The organism is Nitrobacter sp. CN101, assembly GCF_055390255.1.
In genome coordinates this window covers 3,859,937-3,879,976 of the sequence record NZ_AP038833.1, presented here as the reverse complement: position 1 = coordinate 3,879,976, position 20,040 = coordinate 3,859,937, and the positions used below count along the sequence as shown (strand labels likewise).

Below are 20,040 nucleotides of genomic sequence, written 5' to 3'. Positions count from 1 at the left end.
CGATCGATCAAGACAAGTGATTGGCTGCGCATTGGTCATGAAGGTCAAGACGCGATGAGAACAGCAGCTGTCCATAGGTCTCAGATGACTCGCAGCCGTATCCTTGGTGCGATCTTCCTCTGTTTCATAGCCAATTGCGCTGGAGCGCAAGCCGCAGATCACCAGCGTGATCTTGGTGTCGCTGATCAACGGCGCTGTGAGCCCTCGGATAAGTCGGCTAACTACATCAGCGTCGACGATCTGGATCGCTTGCGGAGGATGTCGAAGGGGAGGCCAGAGACCGTCGCCTTCTCGCAGCTGAGCCTTGAAAATGGAGCGGTTATAACTGAGGCACTTAGGATCGGTCCCGCCGGCGCGTTCTCCGCAGCACGCGTCCTTCGCGACCTGGCCATTATACAGGCCCTTGATCAACAAGCGCGCTGCGAGTCCGGAAAGTGCGACAAGGATGCCATCATTTCTCAATTCAAGGTCGACAGTCCGACGGACCCAAAACGTCAGTGGGGCGAAATCAGGGATCGTTGGGTGAAATTTCGTGATGATGACGCAAGTGCAGCTCAGGCTTGCCTAGGGAAATGGAGGACGCGACCTGCTGCACCCGGAGTTGCCGTGGCGGAAGTCAGTCAAGTCAATCCCGGCAAATCGCCTCCAGGAAGTCACGGCGAAGGCTCGACGAGCGATGCCAGGAGACCATCGAAAGAAGCAACCCTTGCACCTGAGCTTGTTGGTTTGAAACCGGCCGAAATCAGGTTCTGCCAGGTCCGATCGACCGATGCTCAGGACAAATCCGAGGTGTCTGACGAGCAGGTTCGACAGCTTCGCGACGACTATCGCAGAGGCGACGTCACCATTCTTGCCGACATGAACCCCAAGTATCGTGAACCGCTGGAGGAGGCGTTGAGGGTCGGGCCAGGGGCCGGCTACTTTGCGCACCGTGCTTTGCGCAACCTCATCATCATCAAAGAGGTACAACAGCAAGTCACCTGTTCAGCCGGGAAGTCCTGTTCCCCGAGCGACGACATTCGAGCGCTTAAACGAAACGATTCGTGGCCGGAGACGTTGGCGCTTTGGAAATCGGTCCGTGACACTGATCTTGAGAGATCACTACCTTGCATGAAATATTCGAAAACGCTGCCCACACTCGAGCTGGCACCGGCCGTTGTTGCCTCGACGGAAGATGGAAAGAGTGGCGGTCATGCTGTGTGCGATTCCGACTCCGCTCATGCCCCGATTATGGTTTACTTTGCAAAGAACCAGGCGGTCATAGGGGGCGCCCAGCTCGCAAAGTTGGCCACCGCGGCGGCGCTAATGAAAGAATGTCCGAGCCTCAGGGCTTCCGTCGCAGGCTATACCGACCAGGATGGTCGCCGGCGGTTTAATATGAGACTTAGCCGGGCCAGAGCCGCAGCGGTTGAAGCCTACCTCGTCCACAGCGTTGTGAAGAGTGATCGTGTTGAAATACACGGCTATGGGGTGCCTCGATGGTTGTCCGCGCGGGCAACGCGTCAGTCAAAGGCTCACGACCGTCGGGCAGAGATCCGAATAAGGAAGATGGCCGAGAGCAATGATGAAGATTGCCTGTCGCGAACTGACAGCTGCGTAAATTGCGGTCGTTGCAAGCCAGGTGAAAATCTTACCTGCTCAAATATTGGGATCGTGTGCCAGCCAGGACAGGTTCGATGCGTCAAACGGTACGGAAACGCTCCAAAATAGTGTTCCGCCACACCGAGAAAAAGTGCCATGAACTATAGCACTAGCTATTCGCTTCTGAGCGACCCCGCCAAACGGAATTGGGACGCAACGCTCATTGGTGAAATCGCATTGAGGCCAACGAAACTTCTTTACAGAGTCTTGCTGATCGCAGCCGTATCAATAGTCCTTGCGACTCAACATCCGACATCATCAATTGCTGATCAATCAGGGGCAACAAAGAAGGCATGGCGCCTCTGCCACGGAGCGGATGGCACGAAGGGCACACCCACAGAGAAGAAGGTTGCCGCCTGCGACGAGATTATTCGGAATCGCGGCGCGCTCGCTTGGGGATATGGTCTGCCCCCTGAAAAGTGGTCCTCCCTGAATTAGGCTATTAGCCGTTAGAGAGGACATTGGAATGCCCCAGAAGAAGCACAAGGCGGAAGAGATCGTCGCGAAGCTGCGCCAGGTCGATGTTTTGCTTTCACAAGGCAGATCGGTTGGCGAAGCGGTTCGTTCGATCGGCGTGACGCAGTTCACGTATTACCGGTGGCGCAAGGAGTTTGGTGGCCTGAAGGGCGATCAGGTAAAGCGCTTGAAAGAGCTTGAGAAAGAGAACGACCGGCTGCGCAAGGCAGTGTCGGACCTGACGCTCGAGAAGCTGATCCTGAAAGAGGCTGCCTCGGGAAACTTCTGAGCCCTTCCCGCCGTCGCCGCTGCGTCGACCATGTCATGGTGAAGTTCTCCGTCTCGGAGCGCTTTGCCTGCAAGGTTCTGGGCCAGCATCGCTCGACCCAGCGCAAGAAACCGCAAAGCCGACCGGATGAAGAGGCATTGACGACCGACATCATCAGTCTGGCCTCACGCTACGGCCGCTATGGCTATCGCAGGATCACGGCGATGCTGCGGTCCGAGGGTTGGACGGTGAATGCCAAGCGTGTCGCGCGTATCTGGCGGCGGGAGGGGCTGAAGGTTCCTCAGAAACAACCGAAGAGAGGCAGACTCTGGCTGAATGACGGATCGTGCGTCCGGCTTCGGCCCGAGCATCCAAACCATGTTTGGTCCTATGACTTCGTCGAGGGCCGGACCCACAATGGCAGGAAGTTCCGCATGCTCAACATCATCGACGAGTTCACCAGAGAATGTCTGGCGATCCGGATTGATCGCAAGCTCAACTCGACCGACGTCATCGACGTCTTGTCGGACCTGTTCATCCTACGCGGCGTGCCCGGCCACGTTCGTTCTGATAACGGGCCGGAGTTCATCGCCAAGGCAGTGCGAGAGTGGATTGCAGCTGTCGGCGCCAAGACCGCGTTCATCGAGCCCGGAAGCCCTTGGGAGAACGGCTACTGCGAGAGCTTCAACTCGAAGCTTCGCGACGAACTGCTCAACAGTGAGATCTTCTACAGCCTCGCCGAGGCCAAGGTCATCATCGAGGCATGGCGGCGCTACTACAACACCGAGCGACCACACTCATCGCTCGGATATAAACCGCCGGCGCCAGAGGCCATCGCCTGGCCTTCAAAGCCAGCCGGATCGCTTCCGCCAGCAGCGCAAGCAATGGCCGAAAAGCCGATTATGCATTAAGACTGAAACCGGACCACCTCATAGGGGCAGGCCACTGCCGGGCTTTGGATATTACGACGATTTTTCAAGTCGGAATGCTTACGCTACAGCCCGGACCAGGCTTGACCGAGCCGACGGCACGGTCCTGTTTGGTCTCGAATTACTTGGAAACTTGCGCAAACTGCCGATGCATCCTGACGCTGCGATCGCAACCGTATGCGCTCACGAGTTCGGTCATATTTTGCAGTTCAAGCGAGACCTGTTCGGCATCGTGGACGCGAGCCAGCCCAATGTAAAGCGATCGGAGCTTCAGGCGGATTACTTCTCCGGCTATTTTGCCGGCCTGCGACGACTCGAACGTCCGTCCTTCCCGTCTGAAGTGTTTATCTCCACGATGCGGAGCTTGGGCGATGATAACTTCGCCAGCAGGAACCATCACGGAACGCCAAGGGAGAGAGCAAAGGCCGCTGAGCGAGGTTTCAACTCTGCATTTCTTGAGAGACGCTCGCTGGGCGATGCGATTGCCGACAGCACGACATACGTGATGACGTTGTAGCGTGGCACCTTGCCGCCGCTTGCATTAAGGGATCTTCGCGCGGCCGCTTCGTTGTTGGCGGCCCAGCCGCAGAACTTGCGGCGCCCGGGCCGAGCGGCGAGTGTTTCTATCACGCAGACGCTCTACGCGTTTTTGTTCGGGACAAGGTGGAGCCCGGCACGCCCGAGGGGTTGCAGGACGAAATCTACCATGGTGTAGCGGACGCCGCCGATGGCGATCATGCTGATGGGTTTGGTCAACGGCCTATGGAGCCGCTTCGGCAGCATTGCTGCCGACCTTCACCCCGGAAGAACGCACCAACTTCTTCGCCGCTGCTGGTTATGAACGGATTAAGCCGAATCCGCTCTAGCACCAGGGAATGCATATGCGCTTGCCCCCAACCGTGCCGAGTGTGACCGGCTTCGGGGCTAGTTGGCTTGGGTTGTTGAACACCGAGTTATGTCCACCCCAAAATTGCGAGGGGTTGCGGACGAATGAATTGCTGCCGCCCCAAATCTGGCTTGGATTGCGAACGAAGGAATTGTCGCCGCCCCAGATTTGGTCAGGTTTGCGAATGACAGAGTTTGGACCGCCCGCAATCTGCTTTAGATTCCTGGCGACCCATCCATTCTTGCCGACGATTTCGTTGTTGTCACCGAAGCAGCCGTTTCCACCAAATCCCTTGGTTAAGCACGTGGTGAGTTCGCGAATGGCGAAGCGCGTGGCCATGCAACCGGCGGCGGCGTAGGGCATTCCTCCACTCGAGACGACACACTGGACCGCGATTTGCTGGTCCTGGTTGAGCCCCATGTTGAAGAGATTGGCGCCGGCGCAGGTCGCGGCCGTCGCATAGTCGCCGCGGGATTCGACCGCACATTGGACAGCGATTTGTTGTTCGCGGCTGGCATGCTTGCCCAGCAGATAGCCGGCTGAGCAGCCGGCAAAATTTTCAAAATCGCCGTTGGACGAAGCTCCGCATTGAACAATTGCGCGCTGATCAGACGTGAGGCTCTGTCCGGCGAGGGATGTGCCGGCGCATCCGAGGAAGTTGCTGGTGTCACCACTCGAGTTAACGGCGCACTGGACAACTGCGCGTTGGCCGGGAGTTAGGTTTTTCACGACCCATGGAGTGGCGCAGCCGAGGAATCTCGCCGTGTCGCCTCTGGCATTGGCGACGCACTGAACGGCTTGTTGCTGTTCAGCCGAGAGGTTTTGGTCTGCCCACGAGGTGCCTGCGCATGTAAGGAACGATGATGTGTCGCCGCGAGCGTCAGTCACGCATTGAACGATGGCCTTCTGGTCTTCAGAGAGGTTTCGGTTTGCCCAGGAGGCGCCGGCGCAGCTTACGAAACGCGATGCATTGCCGCTGGAGGTTGAGGCGCACTGAACGGCTATTCTCTGGTCTTGAGAAAGGTGGCCGCTCCAGGAATTGGCAGCGCATCGCGCAAAGGCGGACGCATCGCCGCGCGACTGGAGACCGCAATTTGCTGCGATGCGCTGGTCATCCGAAAGCTCGATGCCGAAATGCGGCGCCGCGCAGTTTGCAAAATTTTGTGCGTCACGGCTTGAGATCGCGCAATCAAGGATGGCCTGCTTGTCCGGCGGAAGAATGATTTGCTGGCCGACGCAGCCGGAGAACCTAGTGATATCTAGCTGGCTCTGCTGGGCGCACTGACGTGCCAGATCGCGGGCATTGAGGTCGGGTGGGAGGCTGAAGCTGCTCGTCGGAGGAATAACGCCGTTGGACTGGTCCAACAGGTATTGCTGGACCAGGCTGCACGGGGCGGGTCCCATTGGGCCGCTGCACATCGGGCCGTTTTCGCCGTTTGAATTCAGCACTCTCACCTGGTTAGGTGCGAAGAAAGGAGGACTGTCTCCCGGCACGCGTTGCCCGAGGGTGTAGAGCTGGATCGACGCGCAGGGCGCCAGCCCGAAGGGACCGGCGCAAATAGGTCCGATCCCGGCCTGATTACCGACGACAGGCATCGACATTTGGCGTGCCTGCTGCTGCAAAAATATCCACCGGCGGACGGCATTGCATGGTCCAGGTCCCATCGGGCCGTTGCAGATTGGGCCGGACACCGGATCCACCTTGATCTGATAAAGCGGGATCTGCGCGGCCTGTTGCTGCATCTGCATCCATTGCTGGATAACATAGCAAGGCGCCGGTCCGCGTGGTCCATTGCAGATAGGCGCGGGACCACTTCGTCCGGCCATCGGGGGGCCGGTCATCGGCGGTGCGCCCGGCATTGGAAGAATGGCAGGCTGTGGCAGCGCTATGCCGATAAATAACAGAGAGCTTAGGAGTGTGACGAGAGCAAGCACGCGTTTCATTTCACTCTCCGGTATGATCGGGGGGGCATCTATCGCGTTGCATTCAGAACAGCATTCAAGAATCACCCGTGGTCGGCACGTTATACCGGAGCCCAGTTGCCCTCGGAAAACTCACGCAGGTTTGCCGGCGCTCGTCAGGCTTTTCCGTTCCGAACTTGAGCGTTTTTGAACGGTGCCAGCGATCGTGGCTTGGCCAAACTTGATAATCCAAGGCTTGTGAGGCAACATGGCCCAATTGGGCTAAGTTTTTAAGTGCGTCGGACTAATGGATCCGTTTGATCAGCAGCGGCTTGTATCCGCCCTGACTTTTGCGGCGATCGACCCCTCTCGCTGGACAGAAGCATTGGAGGCAGCGGCAAAATGCACCGGCTCCTATGGTGCGGTGCTCCTTCCTATCGCCGGCAACATGCCAGCCGTCTGCGCCAGCGCATCCATGGAAAAGGCCTTCGACGTCTATACGCGCGACGGCTGGATCGATCGCGACGAACGCCATCGCGGCATGTCGAAATTCCTCAGGAATGGAGTCGTGACCGATGACGATTCCACATCGGTTGAGGCCCGTAAGCACTCTCCATATTATCAGGAGTTTTTGGCGCCGTGTAACCTATGGGATTATGCAGCTGTACGCATGGGTCGAGGCGAGATGGTCTGGTGTCTGAGTCTGCAGCGGACCATTGGCCAAAATCCGTTTTCCGCCACGGAGCTGGAATGGCTCGCAAGATTGTCTGATTCTCTCGATTCAGTGGTCCAGATCAGTGCCGCGTTGGGATTAGCCAAGGGCGAAGCTGCGCTGGATGCTTTTGATTTTTCGGAGCGAGCAGCGCTCCTGCTCGATAGATCGGGCCACGTGGTGCGTGTGAATGCAGCCGCAGAGCGATTGATCGGAGACGATTTCCAGATTTCTGCCGGACGAGTGTGTTGCCGCGATCATAAATCGAACGATCTGCTGGTTCGCTCGATCAGAACTCTGCTGTGGAGCCATAAAGCCTCAACCACTTCTCCTATCGTCTTTCCTAAAGCATCAGGTGGCAAGCTTGTCATCTATCCAATGCGGCTTCCGGGTCTCACCACATCCCCGTTATCCGCCTTCCACGCGATCCTGGTGATATCTGATACGGATGCACCGCACGCGGCCGCCGTGGCGACCATCCGCGATGTTTTCGATCTGACGGCGGCAGAGTCCCGCCTTGCGGTTGCCATCGCGACCGGCAAGGAACTGGAGTCGTTTTCAATCGAACGTCGGCTCTCGAAAGAGACCGTGCGCAATCAGCTGAAGTCCGTCTTCCTGAAGACGGGGACAAACCGCCAGGCGCAACTGGCCGTAGCTCTCTCGACCCTCATTCCGAAGAAGTGACGCGCATCAGCGCCTAATGAGCCCGAACGGCGATTCGCAAGATCGAAGTAGATTATCTCTCGTGGAACTGAGAAGCCGCTTCGCCAGGGGGGCGTTTCGGTGTCGCACAGATTTGTCAGCGCGCAAGTGACTGCCCACAAAACCCATAAAACCGTGGGATTAATGTCAGGACTTTATCGCACGCTTCCGCTGAAACGGAATTCATGACCCAAATGGGTCAATCAATTAGCGGCGGACGTATTTAGCATTCACGTTGTCTCTATCGGCGGACAACGATGAGTATAAAAAATCTTCTGCAGTTCGCAGCCCTCGTACTTGTAGTCTCTACGGTCGGTATCGGATCTGCCAACGCAGGTTGCGGAGAATTCCTCTATCGCGGCGGTTATACCGTCCTCAGGAACTCCTGCAGCCAGACCATAACATTCCGTTGGAGAGACCAGGGTTCGTGCCGCACCGGTTGCGCCGCAAGAATCGGCGGTGAATCAGAGCAAACCGTTACCCAACCCAGCGGAGATTATCGCATCGTTAGCGAGGATTGATCGACAACCTCGATCTCGCCTCGTCATGCTGCTTCAAACGGAGGGGACGATGAATGTTAGATCTGCAATTGCCATCGGCCTCGCATGCGTCCTGGTTGCCGCATCGTGTGGCGACGTGTTCGCCCAGGCCAAAAACAACATGAGGGACCTTCGCGACGTTACAAGGTCACGTTCTAGTACATCTAGTGCAAATACTTCCAGTTCAAATTCCAGTGCCGAGGCCAGGACACGAAACACATCCACCCAGGCGCCGAACGACTATCTCGATCGTAATAAGGTCGGAGATACCCTCAGGTCTCCGGCATATTAGGTGTGGGCGCGACTGCCAAATTCAAATTTATCTCAATGACGGAGAAGTCGAATGTTCAAGCCTCTCATGATTGCTTTTGCGGCGATCCTCATTTGCACGAATTTCGCCATGGCGGGCCACGGAAAGGCCACTGCACCGCAGAATTCGTCCAGCCGGGTCCAGTCAAATTGCGGCGTGCCGGGAATGAAGGTCACGCAAAGCTGCGGACCTCGCGGCTGCTGCAGCCGGTCAGGAGCGTGCCAATGCGAACACACATCTGAAGGCGGCACCACGCCGTGCACCGTCAGATAGTCCTACTGCTCCTGATGGCGAGGCGGACAAAGGAAAGCATGCGCGCTCTGCTGCAGATCGGCGCGCTTGGTTGCTGGATGCATCTGCCTCGCCGCGGCCGGTCAAGCAGGCAAATTATTTGCTGGCTCGCATTCGAGGGGAGGTCGATCCTCTCAGAACTAAGGCGCTAGCTCTGATCAAAGACCAACTTGATCTGGCGTCGCAAATGATCTGCCGGCTCGACTGGCGCGATTTCGAAACCCTGATCGATTTGATCTTTGCCCGGGGAGGGTGGCAACGGCAAAGCGCCGTGGGCGGGAATCAGGCCGATGTGGATATGGTGCTGACCCAACCGACCACAAACGAGACTGCCTGGGTCCAGGTCAAGAGCCGGTCGTCACAGGCTGAGCTTGATGATTATTACCAGCGGTTTCGAAATGACGGCAGTTTTGAAAGGCTACGATGAACCAGAAGTCCTCCGTTCGCAGTTAAGCCGCTTTAGTCCCATCAGCGCTGACGCTGGACACGGCGGTGTGGCATGTCGCCCGAGGCGGTGGTGCCTCGGCCCTAAAGGCGCATCGATAAGCGTTTGGGCACAAGGAACGAATAGCAGATGCTTGATGTCAAATGTGGTCGCTGGTCGATCGTATGCGTTGACCCCTCATAATTCGGGATCTGGGCTCTCCAATTTTGAGGTCAGCTCGGTTCAGAGCGTTCTGCCTGGATCTCTTGAAATGACTTGCCTGCACTTTCGAGGGTGGCATCAAGGCGGCAAACTGTGCGTAGCCTGCGGATAATGACATCACAATATAGCGGGTCGATTTCGATCCCGTAGCCGCGGCGGCCCGTTTGCTCGGCCGCGATCAATGTCGTGCCGGAGCCGGCAAAAGCATCGAGGACAATGCCTTTTCGATGCGAACAGTCCCGGATGGCCTCAGCCACCAGCGCCACGGGTTTGACCGTCGGATGAAGCGCAAGGTCGGAACGATCGTTACCGAAGCTGTTCACGCCCGCGTAACTCCAAACATTCGTGCGGTAGCGACCATGCTTGCCGAGTTCGACATTGTTGATGTGAGGGCTAGTCCCTGATTTGAAAACGAACACGAGTTCATGCTGAGAACGATAGAGCGATCCCATGCCGCCATTATTTTTGGCCCAGACACAGATATTTTTGAGTTCATGATAGGCATTCCGGCCGGCTTCCAGCATTTCCTCGATATGGCGCCAATCCATGCATTGAAAGTGAATCGAACCATCGACGGAAAATTCCGCAAGGTTCGTAAAAACAGATGTCAGGAACGCCGTGAACTCCGATTGTGACATCTCGCCCGAGGCCATTGCGAATTCCCGGTGCTGCACGCTGCCCAAGCCTCCAACGTGACCCGCGATCGGAACGTTATAGGGCGGATCGGTGAAGACCAGCTGCGCACGGGCTTCGCCCAACAATCGCTGATACGTCTGCCGTTGCGTGGAATCGCCACAGATCAAGCGATGGCTGCCGATTTGCCAGATATCCCCGAGCCGCGTCACAGCGGGACCAGAGGGAAGCGGAATGTCTGTGTCAGCAGGCTCGTTGCAATTAGCGATGTCGAGCTCGCCGATCAAAAGATCAATTTCCGGCAGCTCGAACCCCGTTAAACTGATATCGAAATCGATGTCGAGGCTGCTCAAATACTGAAACTCCAGCCCAAGCAGGTTGCGATCCCAGCCGGCATTCTCCGCAAGCTTGTTATCGGCGATCACATAGGCGCGGATTTCGGCTTCGCTCATCGCCGATAGGCGCACCGTCGGAACCTGGCTCATCCCTACGAGCTTGGCGGCTGCGACGCGGCCATGCCCGGCGATAATGCCGTTGCCATCATCGACCAGAACCGGATTTGTAAATCCGAACTCTGTGATCGCTCGTGCAAGCTGGTCGATTTGCTTCTTGGAGTGGGTTCGAGGATTGCTCTTGCGCGGATTAAGGGCTGCGATGTCCTGATAAACAATGGTCAGGTTGGATCTGTTTGCCGACAGTGAGCTCATTCTTTACCTCCGTGACAGGAGGTAGCTTATTAGGCACAAAAAACCGCAGGTTCATTCATATTAAGTCGGCGTATTGTAGTTAACGACCCCATTGAGAAACGTTCTCCAGGTCATGTACCTAAGCTCCGCGCGCCGTAACGCCATTCGCGCCGCGCGTTCATGCGGCGGACCGGTCCACCAATCTTTATTGCGAATGGTAGGCCAACCCTGAAGACCCAAGCGGTGATGGCGCGCCCGCAGCCAAGCGAGGTAGCGGGGATACCTTGCGGTCGCTAACGTCAGTTGCATCTCGTTGAGGACAGATTTCGGGGGGCGGCCGGTACGCCACCTTAATTCATCTCGGCGCTCAATGATCGGAACAAGCCAATCCGGAACGGGACTGCCGCTGTTTTTCTTCAGAAGTTCGGTAAGCTCTGCCGACGTTGGCAAGTGACCTTTAGAAATCTCGCGCTCCCAAAAGCGGAAGCTGCTTTTATCAAAGTGATCGTAGATGCTGTCGGCCTGCTTCTCGCCAAGCGTCTCGAAATGACTTGGAGTCCGCTTTGATGCCAATGCCAGCGCATGCTCGCGCTGCTTGGTCGATTCAAGATCGATGGCGGCGCTTTCGCCTGATGACGTTCCTTGCTTACCGTCCATCATTCGCTTCCTTCAGAGCGGTCATGCCAATCGGTTGGAGGCTCAAAAGGACGCGTCGCAATACAAGTGCTAGCGCCTATGTCTTCTTTCGGCCTGCGACCCGAGGCAACCAGTCGCGTTTTTCGAGTTCGTCTTCAAAGATTCTGAGGTAACTCTCTAGGCGGTTGATAAAGTCGAAGTCGCTCGGAGAATAGGGACAACCTTGGCGAGCGCACTCCTCGGCATCGGCACGTTGTTCCTCGATCATCTTCAGAAAAAGCTCTCTGGCCTCAAGTATTTTCTCAAGCCGATGGAGCTCGTCATGGTTTATCGGACCGGTGAGCTTAAGTTTTCCGGTGTTATAGTTAAAGTGCAGGTCATCGGGATGAGGCAGAGGAAGGGGGCGGCCGCGGTCACGGCAAGCCTTGGCCCTCGCGCGATAATGATCTTGATAGTCACGGTACGTCACGTAGTGAGCAGTAACCTCGGCGAGCTTTCTTTGTTCGGCTTCTTGGATCTGATGGATAGAAGCGTTTAACGCTAGACGATTGCCAGCGAGACCCATAGCGGATTGTTTTCGTAGCAGCGCTTCTTTCGTGCTAATGGTGGATGTGCGGTTGCCCTCGCGGATGCGAAGCGGCTTGTGCGAGTTCGCAATGATGAGATCATCAAACGGAAGGGTCTGCTGACGTTGCCGCATTCGAGCTTTGCGTGAGGAGCCGAGCGGGTTACCGCTTTGCCCTTTCTTGAATCGAGAGGATTTCGGCGGTCGGCGATATCCAACTTTGTCCTCGTCGGCCACGTCCTCCCCAACGGGGCTTACGCGACTTTCCGACTCCTTGTCAGCGTCCGGCGGATCAGTCTTGAAGGTCTTAGACATTGGCTCCTCCAGTTTTGGCTCGGAGTAGCCTTTTCGAAAACAGAAAAGGCGGACTCCGAGCGTGATTGAACACGCTTCATCAGTCTTTCCTTTTCTGCTTCGTTCGCGAGACGATTTCATATCGTCTGGCCGATGCCATGTTGTGCGCACACAAGACGGCAACAGCGGCCCTCACAAGGGAGCACGCGATCGACGGCTCGTTACGCCCGGACCGGGTTCCCGTCAAGCGCTAATATTTTGGGGAGAGTTTTGGCCGGCTTTGTCACGTTAGCGGATGATAGGTGCGACAAATCCAGCATTCAATCGCGATCACGCCGCAGCAGTCGCCTCTCGCCACGTCTGCATGGCTGAGGCTCGGAATGCCCGGTGCGTCTTCGCTGAGATGAGGTGACGCTGGACGTTGAAGGTGTTGTAGGTGGCGGCGTGGACGGACAGAAATCGTTGGGCTGATCCCGCACTCTTGAACCCCTGCATCTTGCGCTCCCGTCGTCGGGTCGGTTGATGCGAGTTCTCCGCTCGGTTATTGCGCCATCGCCCGCGCTCATGGCGACGAGACAGCCCAAGCTCACGGGCGGCCGCGCCGAGGATCGAAGATCGTCGGTCACAAACTTGACCGGAACAGAGGCCATTTCTTGAGCAGTTTCCGCAGTAATTTCAGTGCCGCCCGCTTGTCCCGCTTGCGCTGGACAACAACGTCAACGACTTCGCCTTCGGCATCGACGGCGCGCCATAGATAGACCAACCGGCCATCGATCCTGATAAACACCTCATCGAGATGCCAAGTCGAATGAGGCTTGGGCCAGCGTCGTCGAAGGTCAGCTGCGATCGTCGGTCCGAAGCATCTCACCCAGCGGCGCACCGTCTCATAGGACACCATGATTCCGCGCTCCGCCAACAGGTCCTCGACATCCCGGAAGCTGAGGGTAAACCGGGCATAGAGCCAGACGGCCTGCTGAATAATCACGGGTGAAGCGATATCCGGCGTAGCTGAGTTTGCTCATGATCGACACTGATGGCCGCAGATCAGCGTCGGCAAGCTCAACGACGTGACTATGCCTTCATCAACGGTCATCCCAACCGTGACATCGATCAGCTGCTGCCGTCGGCATACCGAACGCGGACTTCCGAGCCGTGGCCTGAAAACGCCGCTTACGCCTCAGTAGCAGCGCATGACGTTGACCGTCTTGCCGCCGCCGACGGCGACGCTCTCCTCGCCGCAGCCGGGCACGTAGGGCCGATCCGACGGTATCACATTTGGAGGAAAGCGATGCGCCCAGTTCCAGGGCACGTCGTAAGTGGTAGTGTAACGGACCTCGGTCGGTCCGGCGAACGGCGCCGTGATCGGCCCCGCAGCGGGTACGTAAGCGCCATAATCATAGCCATAGCCGGGCCAGAAATAGCCGCCGACGCCCCTACCGCGATGGCGGAACCCGTGCAGTCCATTGAACGCATGCGCTCCCCGCACCGTGGCTCCCGCCTGCGGCGCGGCTACGACACCAGCGCCGCCCGCTTGCGCAATCGCTTCATTGGTCGCAAACGCCAGCGCGATCGCGCCGACGGTAGCAAGCGCTCCAAGCTTCCTGTAGGTCATGGCACGCTCCAATTCTTTGTTTGTTTGACAGCCCTTGGCCGTACGCTAGGCGCGTCATTTCGCGCCCGCAAACGTATGTTTAATGTTTGGTTAAGATGTAAATTTTAAGAGGTCAGCCCTCACGCCCCAGCCGCGGCGGAGCGCCTACATTACCGGTGCGGCCGAGGGCGACACCATCGAGCTGTCGGTGTTCCGCGCTGCTCAGGCATGCCCAGGGCCACGTCCTGTTCGATACCGGCTGCGATCCTTGATCGCGGACAACACCGAAGCGCGTTGGAGAAAAGTCCGCCACCCTTGGCTTGGCGGTCCTCGCCGTTTGACCATGTACGTGGCGACGCTTGATTGAGCGACCTCAAACCCAAGCTTGAGAAGTTCGCCGTGGATGCGTGGCGCTCCCCAAAGCGGATTTTCGATGCTCATCTGCCGGATCAGCGTGCGCAGCTCCGTCTCGATCTGAGGTCGCCCTCCCAGTGGGCGCGATCTGAGAACCTGCAGGATCGACGGAAACCAGCGATACAGCCGGATAAAGAACCAGCGATCATGGTTCGTTTGTTCTCAGCTTCAAGCCGCAACTTTGACTTGAATGGCGAGGCCAGGACGGCCAGAACGAAACAGAGCAGCCCGATCATTCCACCAGCTTAGGCGATTCCGTCACATCATCAACTCGGATGAGGTTTTCGGCACACACAGCCGTGAAGGACTTTACGCAGGTTGCCAAGGATCAGGAATTACCGCTCGATTTTGATCGCGACGAGCTGGCTCGCCGAAGCTGCTCTCCGACGACACTATCGGGAACCTGGAAGAGACCGCCAAGCTATTGGGGCAGTCGGGAACGGCCCCCAGGCGGTAGCGGCTAGACTCCCATCATCTTTATTTGAGTTCTTCGATGAAGACGACAACGAGTTTGCTCGCAGCCGTCATCTTTTGGCTCTGATCAATGAGTCCTGAGCCTAGTTTTTTAGTCGGCAGCGACCAACCCGGCCAACTGTTTAGGCTGTTAGATGGCCGCCTGCCCGAGGCACCGGCTGCCCGAAAGAAGGAGAAGCCGGATTTTGAAATCTTGCTGGCGTTGCCGCCAAATGCCGGAAGTCCGCATGGTGCTCTGCTGGCGTTAGGTTCGGGTTCGCGGGCCAATCGCAGGCGCGGAGTTGTCGTCACCCTCGGTGCGGATGGAAATGCTCTCGCCAGCCGGGTGGCGGACCTCACGCCGCTCTTTACGCCGCTTGATGCCTATTTCAAAGAGACCAACCTCGAAGGCGCGGCAATCCGCGGCCATGAGTTTCTTCTGTTTCAGCGCGGCAATACCGGTACTGCCGTCAATGCCATTGTTGCCTATCCCTTGGATGCGATGCTGGAATTTTTGTCTAACCCGACTGTGGTGCTTCCCCCGCCGGATATACGAAAGGTCGATCTTGGTGTCAGCAAAGGCGTACCGCTGGGCTTCAACGACGCGGCGGTCCTTCCCGATGGCCGGATCGTCTTTGCGGCTGCCGCTGAAGCGAATTCCACTGCATATGACGATGGCGCACTGTCGGGCGCTGTTGTCGGGCTAATGGACAGGACCGGCGCTATCCTGAACAAGCGGTCGTGGTCGCCACTCGTCAAGGTGGAGGGCATCACCGTTCGCTTGGAAGGCGACAGCATTCACCTCAATGCTGTCACGGATGCGGACAACCCCGAAATTGTAACCACCCTTTTATGAGGCGGTTCTCAACTTGAAGTGATGCCTACGCGTCGGCAATAGGAGTCCCCACGCCGCGGGAGCTGTGCGCGATCACCCGCACCCAATCATCGAAGACTGTTCGTCTGATCAGCGCCCTAAGCGCCAGCCTTCTTACATCCGGTCAATCCTGGTTCGAGCTCGCCGATGCAATTTTCCGGCACAGCTAAAACCATGAGGTTGCGAGCCCGTGTTACAGCAACATTGCCAATGCGTCCTACCTCTGTATCGGTGCCGTCTATCATGGCGCGGATTTGCTCTTTGTTGGCCACATACATTGGGGTGCGCAGCGCATCCACGGCGAACTGCTCAAGCTCGGGTTTAGCGTCGCTCAATCAAGTGTCGCCAAATATATGGTGAAACGACGCGGGCACCCAAGTCAGGAATGGCGGACCTTTCTGCGAAACCACACGCCGGACGTCGCCGCGATGGATTTGTTCGTTGTTCCAACCATCGGCTTCGACCTACTCTATGCCTTCGGCATCATCCGGCTTGATCGCAGAGATCTCGTCTGGATCGGCGTCACAACCAACCCGACGGCGGAATGGGTTGCACGCCAGATCACAGAAGCATTCCCGTGGAATGAAGCGCCGCGCTACATAATTCGCGATCGCGATCAAATCTATGGCGCGGTATGGCGCGGTTGTCACACGCCGATTGCGCGCCATGGGCATCCGGGATAGGCCTATTACACAAGCGTCGCCCTGGCAGAATGGCTTTGCCGAACGGCTGATTGGATCGATCTGGCGTGAGTGTGTGGACCTATCATTGTCCTGGGCGAGGCGTATCTGCGCCGGATACTCAAATCTTATGCCGAATATGAAAACCGTACGAGCAGCCCTATCTTAATACCACCAGGCCGTGGCAACATCAGTACCAGACGACTTGGTCGGCGTCGCTAGAAGACACATGCCACGTCACCCCGGAGGTGTGTCGCGCGAACTGCTTCGCTATGCATTTAAATTCTGATTAAAGCCCGCCGCCCGGAAGGAAACCATATTCCGAAAGATGCCGTTGCGCATCTGGAGACACCAAGTAAAGCGCGAAGCGATATGCAGCTTCCCTGCGATCGGCATCGCCGCTCGTCAACGGTATGGTCAGCCCGTAGTCGATAGGCATGGCGAGTGGTTGAGGCACTTCGACCCGCGTGATCGGAACATCCGGTGGTTTTTCCGTTCCGACACTGATCTTTGTATGTGAGCTGCAGTAGCCGATAAAGACGTCCGCCACGTGCCGTGTGAAATAATAATGAATCGCTGTTTCGCCCGCAGGCAATTTAGGGCTGGTTGGTCCGCCAACTAGCTGCCGCGCGTTCTTGATGAGCGCCTCTTTCGCGCCTGCCCGAACGGTATCCGCTCGATCGAAAAGTAGCCAAGCGTAATCACCGCCGGGATCGGCGCCGGGCGTCGACGTTCCAATCTTTATGGACGGCTCGAGCAATTTATCGAGCAGATTTTCTTGCGTGAGACCCAGCTCCGCGCGACCGGTCACACATAGTCGATTTCTGGCGAAAATGACCGGACGCGTGCCGGTCCCCTCCTCGAAAAGCCGCTGCGGATGTACCATGTTGGCGGAAACATACACATCAGCGCCGCCTTCCTTCCGAATTCTGTTCAGAAGCAGGCCTGCCGGGTCGAACGTGAATTCAATTCTCTGACCCGTCGCCTTGGTATAATCTTCTGCGATCGCAGGGAGGACGCCGCGTGTGCTTCCAGCTGCAAACACCCGCAATGGGGCCGTCGGTTTCTGCGCGCCCGCCCGGTATGTGCCGATTGCCGCCAGGGTTAAAACGCTCGCACATGCGGCTGCGATACATCGAGCCTTCATAGTTCAACCTGTAGCGAAAGCCGAATAGTCCGCGGCGCACCCAACATACCGGTGGCTGAACCGGTCGCGTTATATCCATTCTGAGCTGCCGGCGTCACGTTGGCCCAGTAAAACTGATCCGTGACATTGAAAACGTTGAACCTGAACGTGACCGGCTTGCCGGCAATGGTTTGCGCATAGCGCATACCAAGATCAAGCACAGCGTAGCCTGAAACAAACGTTGTGTTCGCGTAGTCCGTGGGCCGGTTTGTTGCATAGGTGACATTCCCGGTGAATGTTAGTCCTTGAACAGTGGGAACATGATATTCGACGAACCAATTCGCGACGAACTGAGACAAGCCCAGAATTCGTCGGCCGTCCGTTTGAGGCGATCCTGTATCGTAGAGCCGAGGGTCAATGAACGTCATCCCGCTGAACACGGTCCATTCATCGTTGATGGCACCTGATGCCATCAGTTCAATTCCACGATTGATCTGTGTCCCTTTCACGGAGAAAACGTTATCCGTTCCGGTGTAAGCGTAAGGTCGCTCGATTCTGTAGAGCGCGGCATTCAAGTTGAAGCGCCCGAAATCGAATTTTGCGCCGAGCTCATTTTGATTGCTTCGATAAGGGGCCAGAGTCTCACCCTGATTGACCGTGCCAGCCGGTGCGCTGTCGCCTTGCTGCAAGCTGTCCGCATAGGTGTAATAGGTCGTTATGTCTTTACGTGGCTTGAACATAATGCTGCCGAGCGGGCTCCACCCATTATCATTGGATGCACTCGTGAGGCTGCCAACCGAATTGTAGTTATGGGTGTCGATCCAGCTGTTGCTAACAGCGCCCAACACGGACCATTGATCGTTGAGAGCAATAGTGTCACCCAGCGTTAGCGACTGCTGGAAGGTGTTCACGGATCTGTAGCGGTTTTTGAAATCCGGAAAATTCGGCTCCGGATAGATCAGCGGATTGTTGAGGTTGGCGCTTCCAGCTGTGATTGCGCCAATCTGAAACGGCCTGTAGCGATCCCAAGAGAAGCCGTTGGTGGCGAGAACCAGATCGTGCTTGAGTGAACCTGTCTCGAAACGGCCGTTCAGGGCGGCTTGATTGCTGTCGACTGTGTCAAGGCTAAAGGTCGTCGTCGCTGCGGTCGTTACGTAATTTCCAACGTTGTTCGTGATCGTATTTGTTGGAACGGTGGAAGCGCGATCGCTCGTGTTGCGCGAGACCCCTGCGGAGAAGCTCCAGTTCTCGTTGATATCATGCTTGATGCGGCCACTCAGAAACGTTGTCACATTGTCGTCGCCTCCCCACGGCTGGCCATAACCAACCCGAGTCGGGTCGACAGCAGCCGGAAAGAGGACGTTCCTTGCAACAGCGAACGTTCCTGGAAATCCTTCTGTCTTGTAATGATAGATACTCGCATTTGTCTCGAGGACCGTGTCGGGGCTAAAGTGAATATCGCCCCCGAAACTGGCGAGCTGACGCTTTAGTCGACTGTTGTCGACGTAGCTCTTGCCATCCTGATCGAGAAGGTTCAATCGATAGCCGAAGCGATGCTCCGGGTCGGCGAAGCCGCCGAGATCCGCGTGCGCGAGCCACTGGCCCTGCGAAAGATAGCCCGCCGTTAAACGTTGCAATGGTTCGGCGGTCGGGCGCTTCATGATGTAGTTGAAGGTGCCGCCCGGTTGAGCCGGGCCAAACAATGCGCCAGCGAGGCCGTTCAATACGTCAATGCGTTGGAATTGTTCGATTGGATAGTCAGTCGTTGCAGCGATATTCAAGCCGTCGATTCGCGTATTTTGCACGACGCTCGCTTGAACACCGCGAGTCTGCGGACGAATGTTCTCGCCCTGAACCGAAGGGATGAAGCGGAACGCTTCACGCACGCTTTGGATCTGCTGATTCTCAGCGAAACCTTCTGACACTGTGTTGACCGAGAACGGAGTGTCGATCAGTCGTCGCTTGCCCAAGGGGCCGAGTTCAACGCTGTTGACCTTGTAATCGCGAGTGACGTCAGCATTTGCGCTGCTGTCCGGGCGACCCTGCACATCGATCGTCGGGAGTTGAATGTCTTGAGCCGATGCGTTTCCGCACAGAACCACCAGAATCGACAATGTAAGCAATCTGCGAAACCGGTAACGCTTATGACGACGGTCATACGGCATCTGGTCTTCCTAGGCTGCAAGTAAGGATATATACATATACATATAACGATAGGATTGCATGGGATGCAAGACGGCACAGCGTTGGAATTTTGTGATGAGCATCGGCGGATATTGTTTGCTTCTCAACTTCGCGTTGCAGATCGAACGGAAGTTAGCGTTCAAACAAAGACTGAATCGAATGAAGCTGTGATCGGCGCTGTTATGCCGGCGTTTCGCGCGGCGCGGCTTGATCCTGTCGTGGCGCTGTCAAGTCAATAGGAACAAGGAACGGGGAATCATGACGGGATTTGTAACAAGGGCGACACGTCTTGGGTTTGTCGTCGCGCTCGCCGTTCTGGCGATTGCGGCACCGGCGGCTGCGCAGCAGCAGGGGGAGCACTCGGCTGCGGCTGCGGCGGGATCTGGGCCGTCGGCGCATCCCGCGACCCAGCCTTCACCGCGGTCGGCGTTACCGACGCAGCCATCATCGTCAGTGCCGGTGTCTTCCCAAGCAGCATCGACGCCGACGCAGCCGTCCGCGCTGCCATCGTCCGCATCGCCAACGACACCGTCGTCGTCGGTGACATCGCCCACGCCGTCTTCTTCTTCGGGTGCGCCTGCGGCTGAATCTTCGTCCGGGGAGGCGGCGGCTGCATCGCCAT

Annotated in this window: 17 protein-coding genes and 1 pseudogene; 8 read left to right on the top strand and 10 right to left on the bottom strand. The window is 57.0% G+C overall.

Features of this window, described 5'->3' with window-relative positions; all coding sequences use genetic code 11:
- The first annotated feature begins 84 nt into the window (after positions 1 to 84).
- The 4 genes from ACZ5IL_RS19350 (at position 85) to ACZ5IL_RS19335 (ending at position 4,206) form a co-directional block, all read left to right on the top strand.
- Positions 85 to 1,710: an OmpA family protein gene (locus tag ACZ5IL_RS19350; protein WP_464594029.1), complete on the top strand. Its 1,626-nt coding sequence runs from the start codon at positions 85 to 87 to the stop codon at positions 1,708 to 1,710.
- A gap of 397 nt (positions 1,711 to 2,107) precedes the next feature.
- A protein-coding gene (locus ACZ5IL_RS19345; protein ID WP_464593342.1) for an IS3 family transposase occupies positions 2,108 to 3,276 on the top strand; the annotation gives its coding sequence in 2 pieces (ribosomal slippage) (positions 2,108 to 2,372 and positions 2,372 to 3,276; 1,170 coding nt in all).
- Between the two features lie 151 nt (positions 3,277 to 3,427).
- Complete coding sequence (locus ACZ5IL_RS19340) at positions 3,428 to 3,811, top strand: hypothetical protein (protein WP_464594027.1); 384 nt, start codon at positions 3,428 to 3,430, stop codon at positions 3,809 to 3,811.
- A gap of 146 nt (positions 3,812 to 3,957) precedes the next feature.
- Positions 3,958 to 4,206 (top strand): hypothetical protein, encoded by a 249-nt coding sequence (locus tag ACZ5IL_RS19335; RefSeq protein ID WP_464594025.1) that lies wholly within the window; start codon positions 3,958 to 3,960, stop codon positions 4,204 to 4,206.
- On the opposite strand, the gene ACZ5IL_RS19330 is transcribed toward ACZ5IL_RS19335, so the two are convergent.
- Positions 4,157 to 6,124, bottom strand: coding sequence for a hypothetical protein (locus tag ACZ5IL_RS19330; RefSeq protein WP_464594023.1), 1,968 nt, complete (start codon positions 6,122 to 6,124; stop codon positions 4,157 to 4,159). The genes ACZ5IL_RS19335 and ACZ5IL_RS19330 overlap by 50 nt on opposite strands.
- Before the next feature lie 265 nt (positions 6,125 to 6,389).
- Between ACZ5IL_RS19330 and ACZ5IL_RS19325 the strand changes: the two genes are divergently transcribed.
- Both ACZ5IL_RS19325 and ACZ5IL_RS19320 read left to right on the top strand, forming a co-directional pair.
- Positions 6,390 to 7,478, top strand: coding sequence for a helix-turn-helix transcriptional regulator (locus ACZ5IL_RS19325; protein ID WP_464594021.1), 1,089 nt, complete (start codon positions 6,390 to 6,392; stop codon positions 7,476 to 7,478).
- Positions 7,479 to 8,823: 1,345 nt separating this feature from the next.
- Positions 8,824 to 9,063: a restriction endonuclease gene (locus ACZ5IL_RS19320; protein ID WP_464594019.1), complete on the top strand. Its 240-nt coding sequence runs from the start codon at positions 8,824 to 8,826 to the stop codon at positions 9,061 to 9,063.
- 230 nt (positions 9,064 to 9,293) lie between these two features.
- Here ACZ5IL_RS19320 and ACZ5IL_RS19315 read toward each other — a convergent pair whose 3' ends face one another.
- From ACZ5IL_RS19315 to ACZ5IL_RS19295, 5 genes and pseudogenes are all read right to left on the bottom strand, one after another.
- Positions 9,294 to 10,622 (bottom strand): site-specific DNA-methyltransferase, encoded by a 1,329-nt coding sequence (locus ACZ5IL_RS19315; RefSeq protein WP_464594017.1) that lies wholly within the window; start codon positions 10,620 to 10,622, stop codon positions 9,294 to 9,296.
- A 60-nt stretch (positions 10,623 to 10,682) separates the two neighbouring features.
- On the bottom strand, positions 10,683 to 11,258 hold the full coding sequence (locus ACZ5IL_RS19310) for a hypothetical protein (protein WP_464594015.1): 576 nt from the start codon (positions 11,256 to 11,258) through the stop codon (positions 10,683 to 10,685).
- Positions 11,259 to 11,334: 76 nt separating this feature from the next.
- Complete coding sequence (locus ACZ5IL_RS19305; RefSeq protein ID WP_464594013.1) at positions 11,335 to 12,117, bottom strand: DUF5681 domain-containing protein; 783 nt, start codon at positions 12,115 to 12,117, stop codon at positions 11,335 to 11,337.
- A gap of 309 nt (positions 12,118 to 12,426) precedes the next feature.
- Positions 12,427 to 13,118: pseudogene (locus tag ACZ5IL_RS19300) on the bottom strand (IS6 family transposase).
- Between the two features lie 155 nt (positions 13,119 to 13,273).
- Positions 13,274 to 13,708: a hypothetical protein gene (locus ACZ5IL_RS19295; protein WP_464594011.1), complete on the bottom strand. Its 435-nt coding sequence runs from the start codon at positions 13,706 to 13,708 to the stop codon at positions 13,274 to 13,276.
- A 937-nt stretch (positions 13,709 to 14,645) separates the two neighbouring features.
- Here ACZ5IL_RS19295 and ACZ5IL_RS19290 point away from each other — a divergent pair.
- Positions 14,646 to 15,410: a DUF6910 family protein gene (locus ACZ5IL_RS19290; protein ID WP_464594009.1), complete on the top strand. Its 765-nt coding sequence runs from the start codon at positions 14,646 to 14,648 to the stop codon at positions 15,408 to 15,410.
- Between the two features lie 116 nt (positions 15,411 to 15,526).
- Here the strand turns inward: ACZ5IL_RS19290 and ACZ5IL_RS19285 are convergent, their stop codons facing one another.
- The gene (locus ACZ5IL_RS19285) at positions 15,527 to 15,763 is read right to left on the bottom strand and encodes a hypothetical protein (RefSeq protein ID WP_464594007.1); all 237 of its coding nucleotides are present in this window, start codon (positions 15,761 to 15,763) and stop codon (positions 15,527 to 15,529) included.
- Positions 15,764 to 15,856: 93 nt separating this feature from the next.
- Between ACZ5IL_RS19285 and ACZ5IL_RS19280 the strand changes: the two genes are divergently transcribed.
- Positions 15,857 to 16,111, top strand: a complete 255-nt coding sequence (locus ACZ5IL_RS19280) for a hypothetical protein (protein ID WP_464594006.1) — start codon at positions 15,857 to 15,859, stop codon at positions 16,109 to 16,111.
- Positions 16,112 to 16,397: 286 nt separating this feature from the next.
- On the opposite strand, the gene ACZ5IL_RS19275 is transcribed toward ACZ5IL_RS19280, so the two are convergent.
- The 3 genes from ACZ5IL_RS19275 to ACZ5IL_RS19265 form a co-directional block, all read right to left on the bottom strand.
- Positions 16,398 to 17,255 (bottom strand): substrate-binding domain-containing protein, encoded by an 858-nt coding sequence (locus ACZ5IL_RS19275; protein WP_464594004.1) that lies wholly within the window; start codon positions 17,253 to 17,255, stop codon positions 16,398 to 16,400.
- Positions 17,252 to 19,399 (bottom strand): TonB-dependent receptor, encoded by a 2,148-nt coding sequence (locus ACZ5IL_RS19270; RefSeq protein ID WP_464594002.1) that lies wholly within the window; start codon positions 19,397 to 19,399, stop codon positions 17,252 to 17,254. The genes ACZ5IL_RS19275 and ACZ5IL_RS19270 overlap by 4 nt, the downstream gene beginning before the upstream one ends.
- Before the next feature lie 275 nt (positions 19,400 to 19,674).
- Positions 19,675 to 20,034: a hypothetical protein gene (locus ACZ5IL_RS19265; protein WP_464594000.1), complete on the bottom strand. Its 360-nt coding sequence runs from the start codon at positions 20,032 to 20,034 to the stop codon at positions 19,675 to 19,677.
- Positions 20,035 to 20,040: the final 6 nt, after the last annotated feature.

What these genes read in the sequence shown, in the direction of transcription:
- ACZ5IL_RS19350 (WP_464594029.1), top strand. Translation starts at nt 85, where the DNA reads ATGACTCGCAGCCGTATCCTTGGTGCGATCTTCCTCTGTTTCATAGCC.
- ACZ5IL_RS19330 (WP_464594023.1), bottom strand. Translation starts at nt 6,124, where the DNA reads ATGAAACGCGTGCTTGCTCTCGTCACACTCCTAAGCTCTCTGTTATTT.
- ACZ5IL_RS19325 (WP_464594021.1), top strand. Translation starts at nt 6,390, where the DNA reads ATGGATCCGTTTGATCAGCAGCGGCTTGTATCCGCCCTGACTTTTGCG.
- ACZ5IL_RS19320 (WP_464594019.1), top strand. Translation starts at nt 8,824, where the DNA reads ATGATCTGCCGGCTCGACTGGCGCGATTTCGAAACCCTGATCGATTTG.
- ACZ5IL_RS19315 (WP_464594017.1), bottom strand. Translation starts at nt 10,622, where the DNA reads ATGAGCTCACTGTCGGCAAACAGATCCAACCTGACCATTGTTTATCAG.
- ACZ5IL_RS19310 (WP_464594015.1), bottom strand. Translation starts at nt 11,258, where the DNA reads ATGGACGGTAAGCAAGGAACGTCATCAGGCGAAAGCGCCGCCATCGAT.
- ACZ5IL_RS19305 (WP_464594013.1), bottom strand. Translation starts at nt 12,117, where the DNA reads ATGTCTAAGACCTTCAAGACTGATCCGCCGGACGCTGACAAGGAGTCG.
- ACZ5IL_RS19295 (WP_464594011.1), bottom strand. Translation starts at nt 13,708, where the DNA reads ATGACCTACAGGAAGCTTGGAGCGCTTGCTACCGTCGGCGCGATCGCG.
- ACZ5IL_RS19290 (WP_464594009.1), top strand. Translation starts at nt 14,646, where the DNA reads ATGAGTCCTGAGCCTAGTTTTTTAGTCGGCAGCGACCAACCCGGCCAA.
- ACZ5IL_RS19280 (WP_464594006.1), top strand. Translation starts at nt 15,857, where the DNA reads ATGGATTTGTTCGTTGTTCCAACCATCGGCTTCGACCTACTCTATGCC.
- ACZ5IL_RS19275 (WP_464594004.1), bottom strand. Translation starts at nt 17,255, where the DNA reads ATGAAGGCTCGATGTATCGCAGCCGCATGTGCGAGCGTTTTAACCCTG.
- ACZ5IL_RS19270 (WP_464594002.1), bottom strand. Translation starts at nt 19,399, where the DNA reads ATGCCGTATGACCGTCGTCATAAGCGTTACCGGTTTCGCAGATTGCTT.
- ACZ5IL_RS19265 (WP_464594000.1), bottom strand. Translation starts at nt 20,034, where the DNA reads ATGCAGCCGCCGCCTCCCCGGACGAAGATTCAGCCGCAGGCGCACCCG.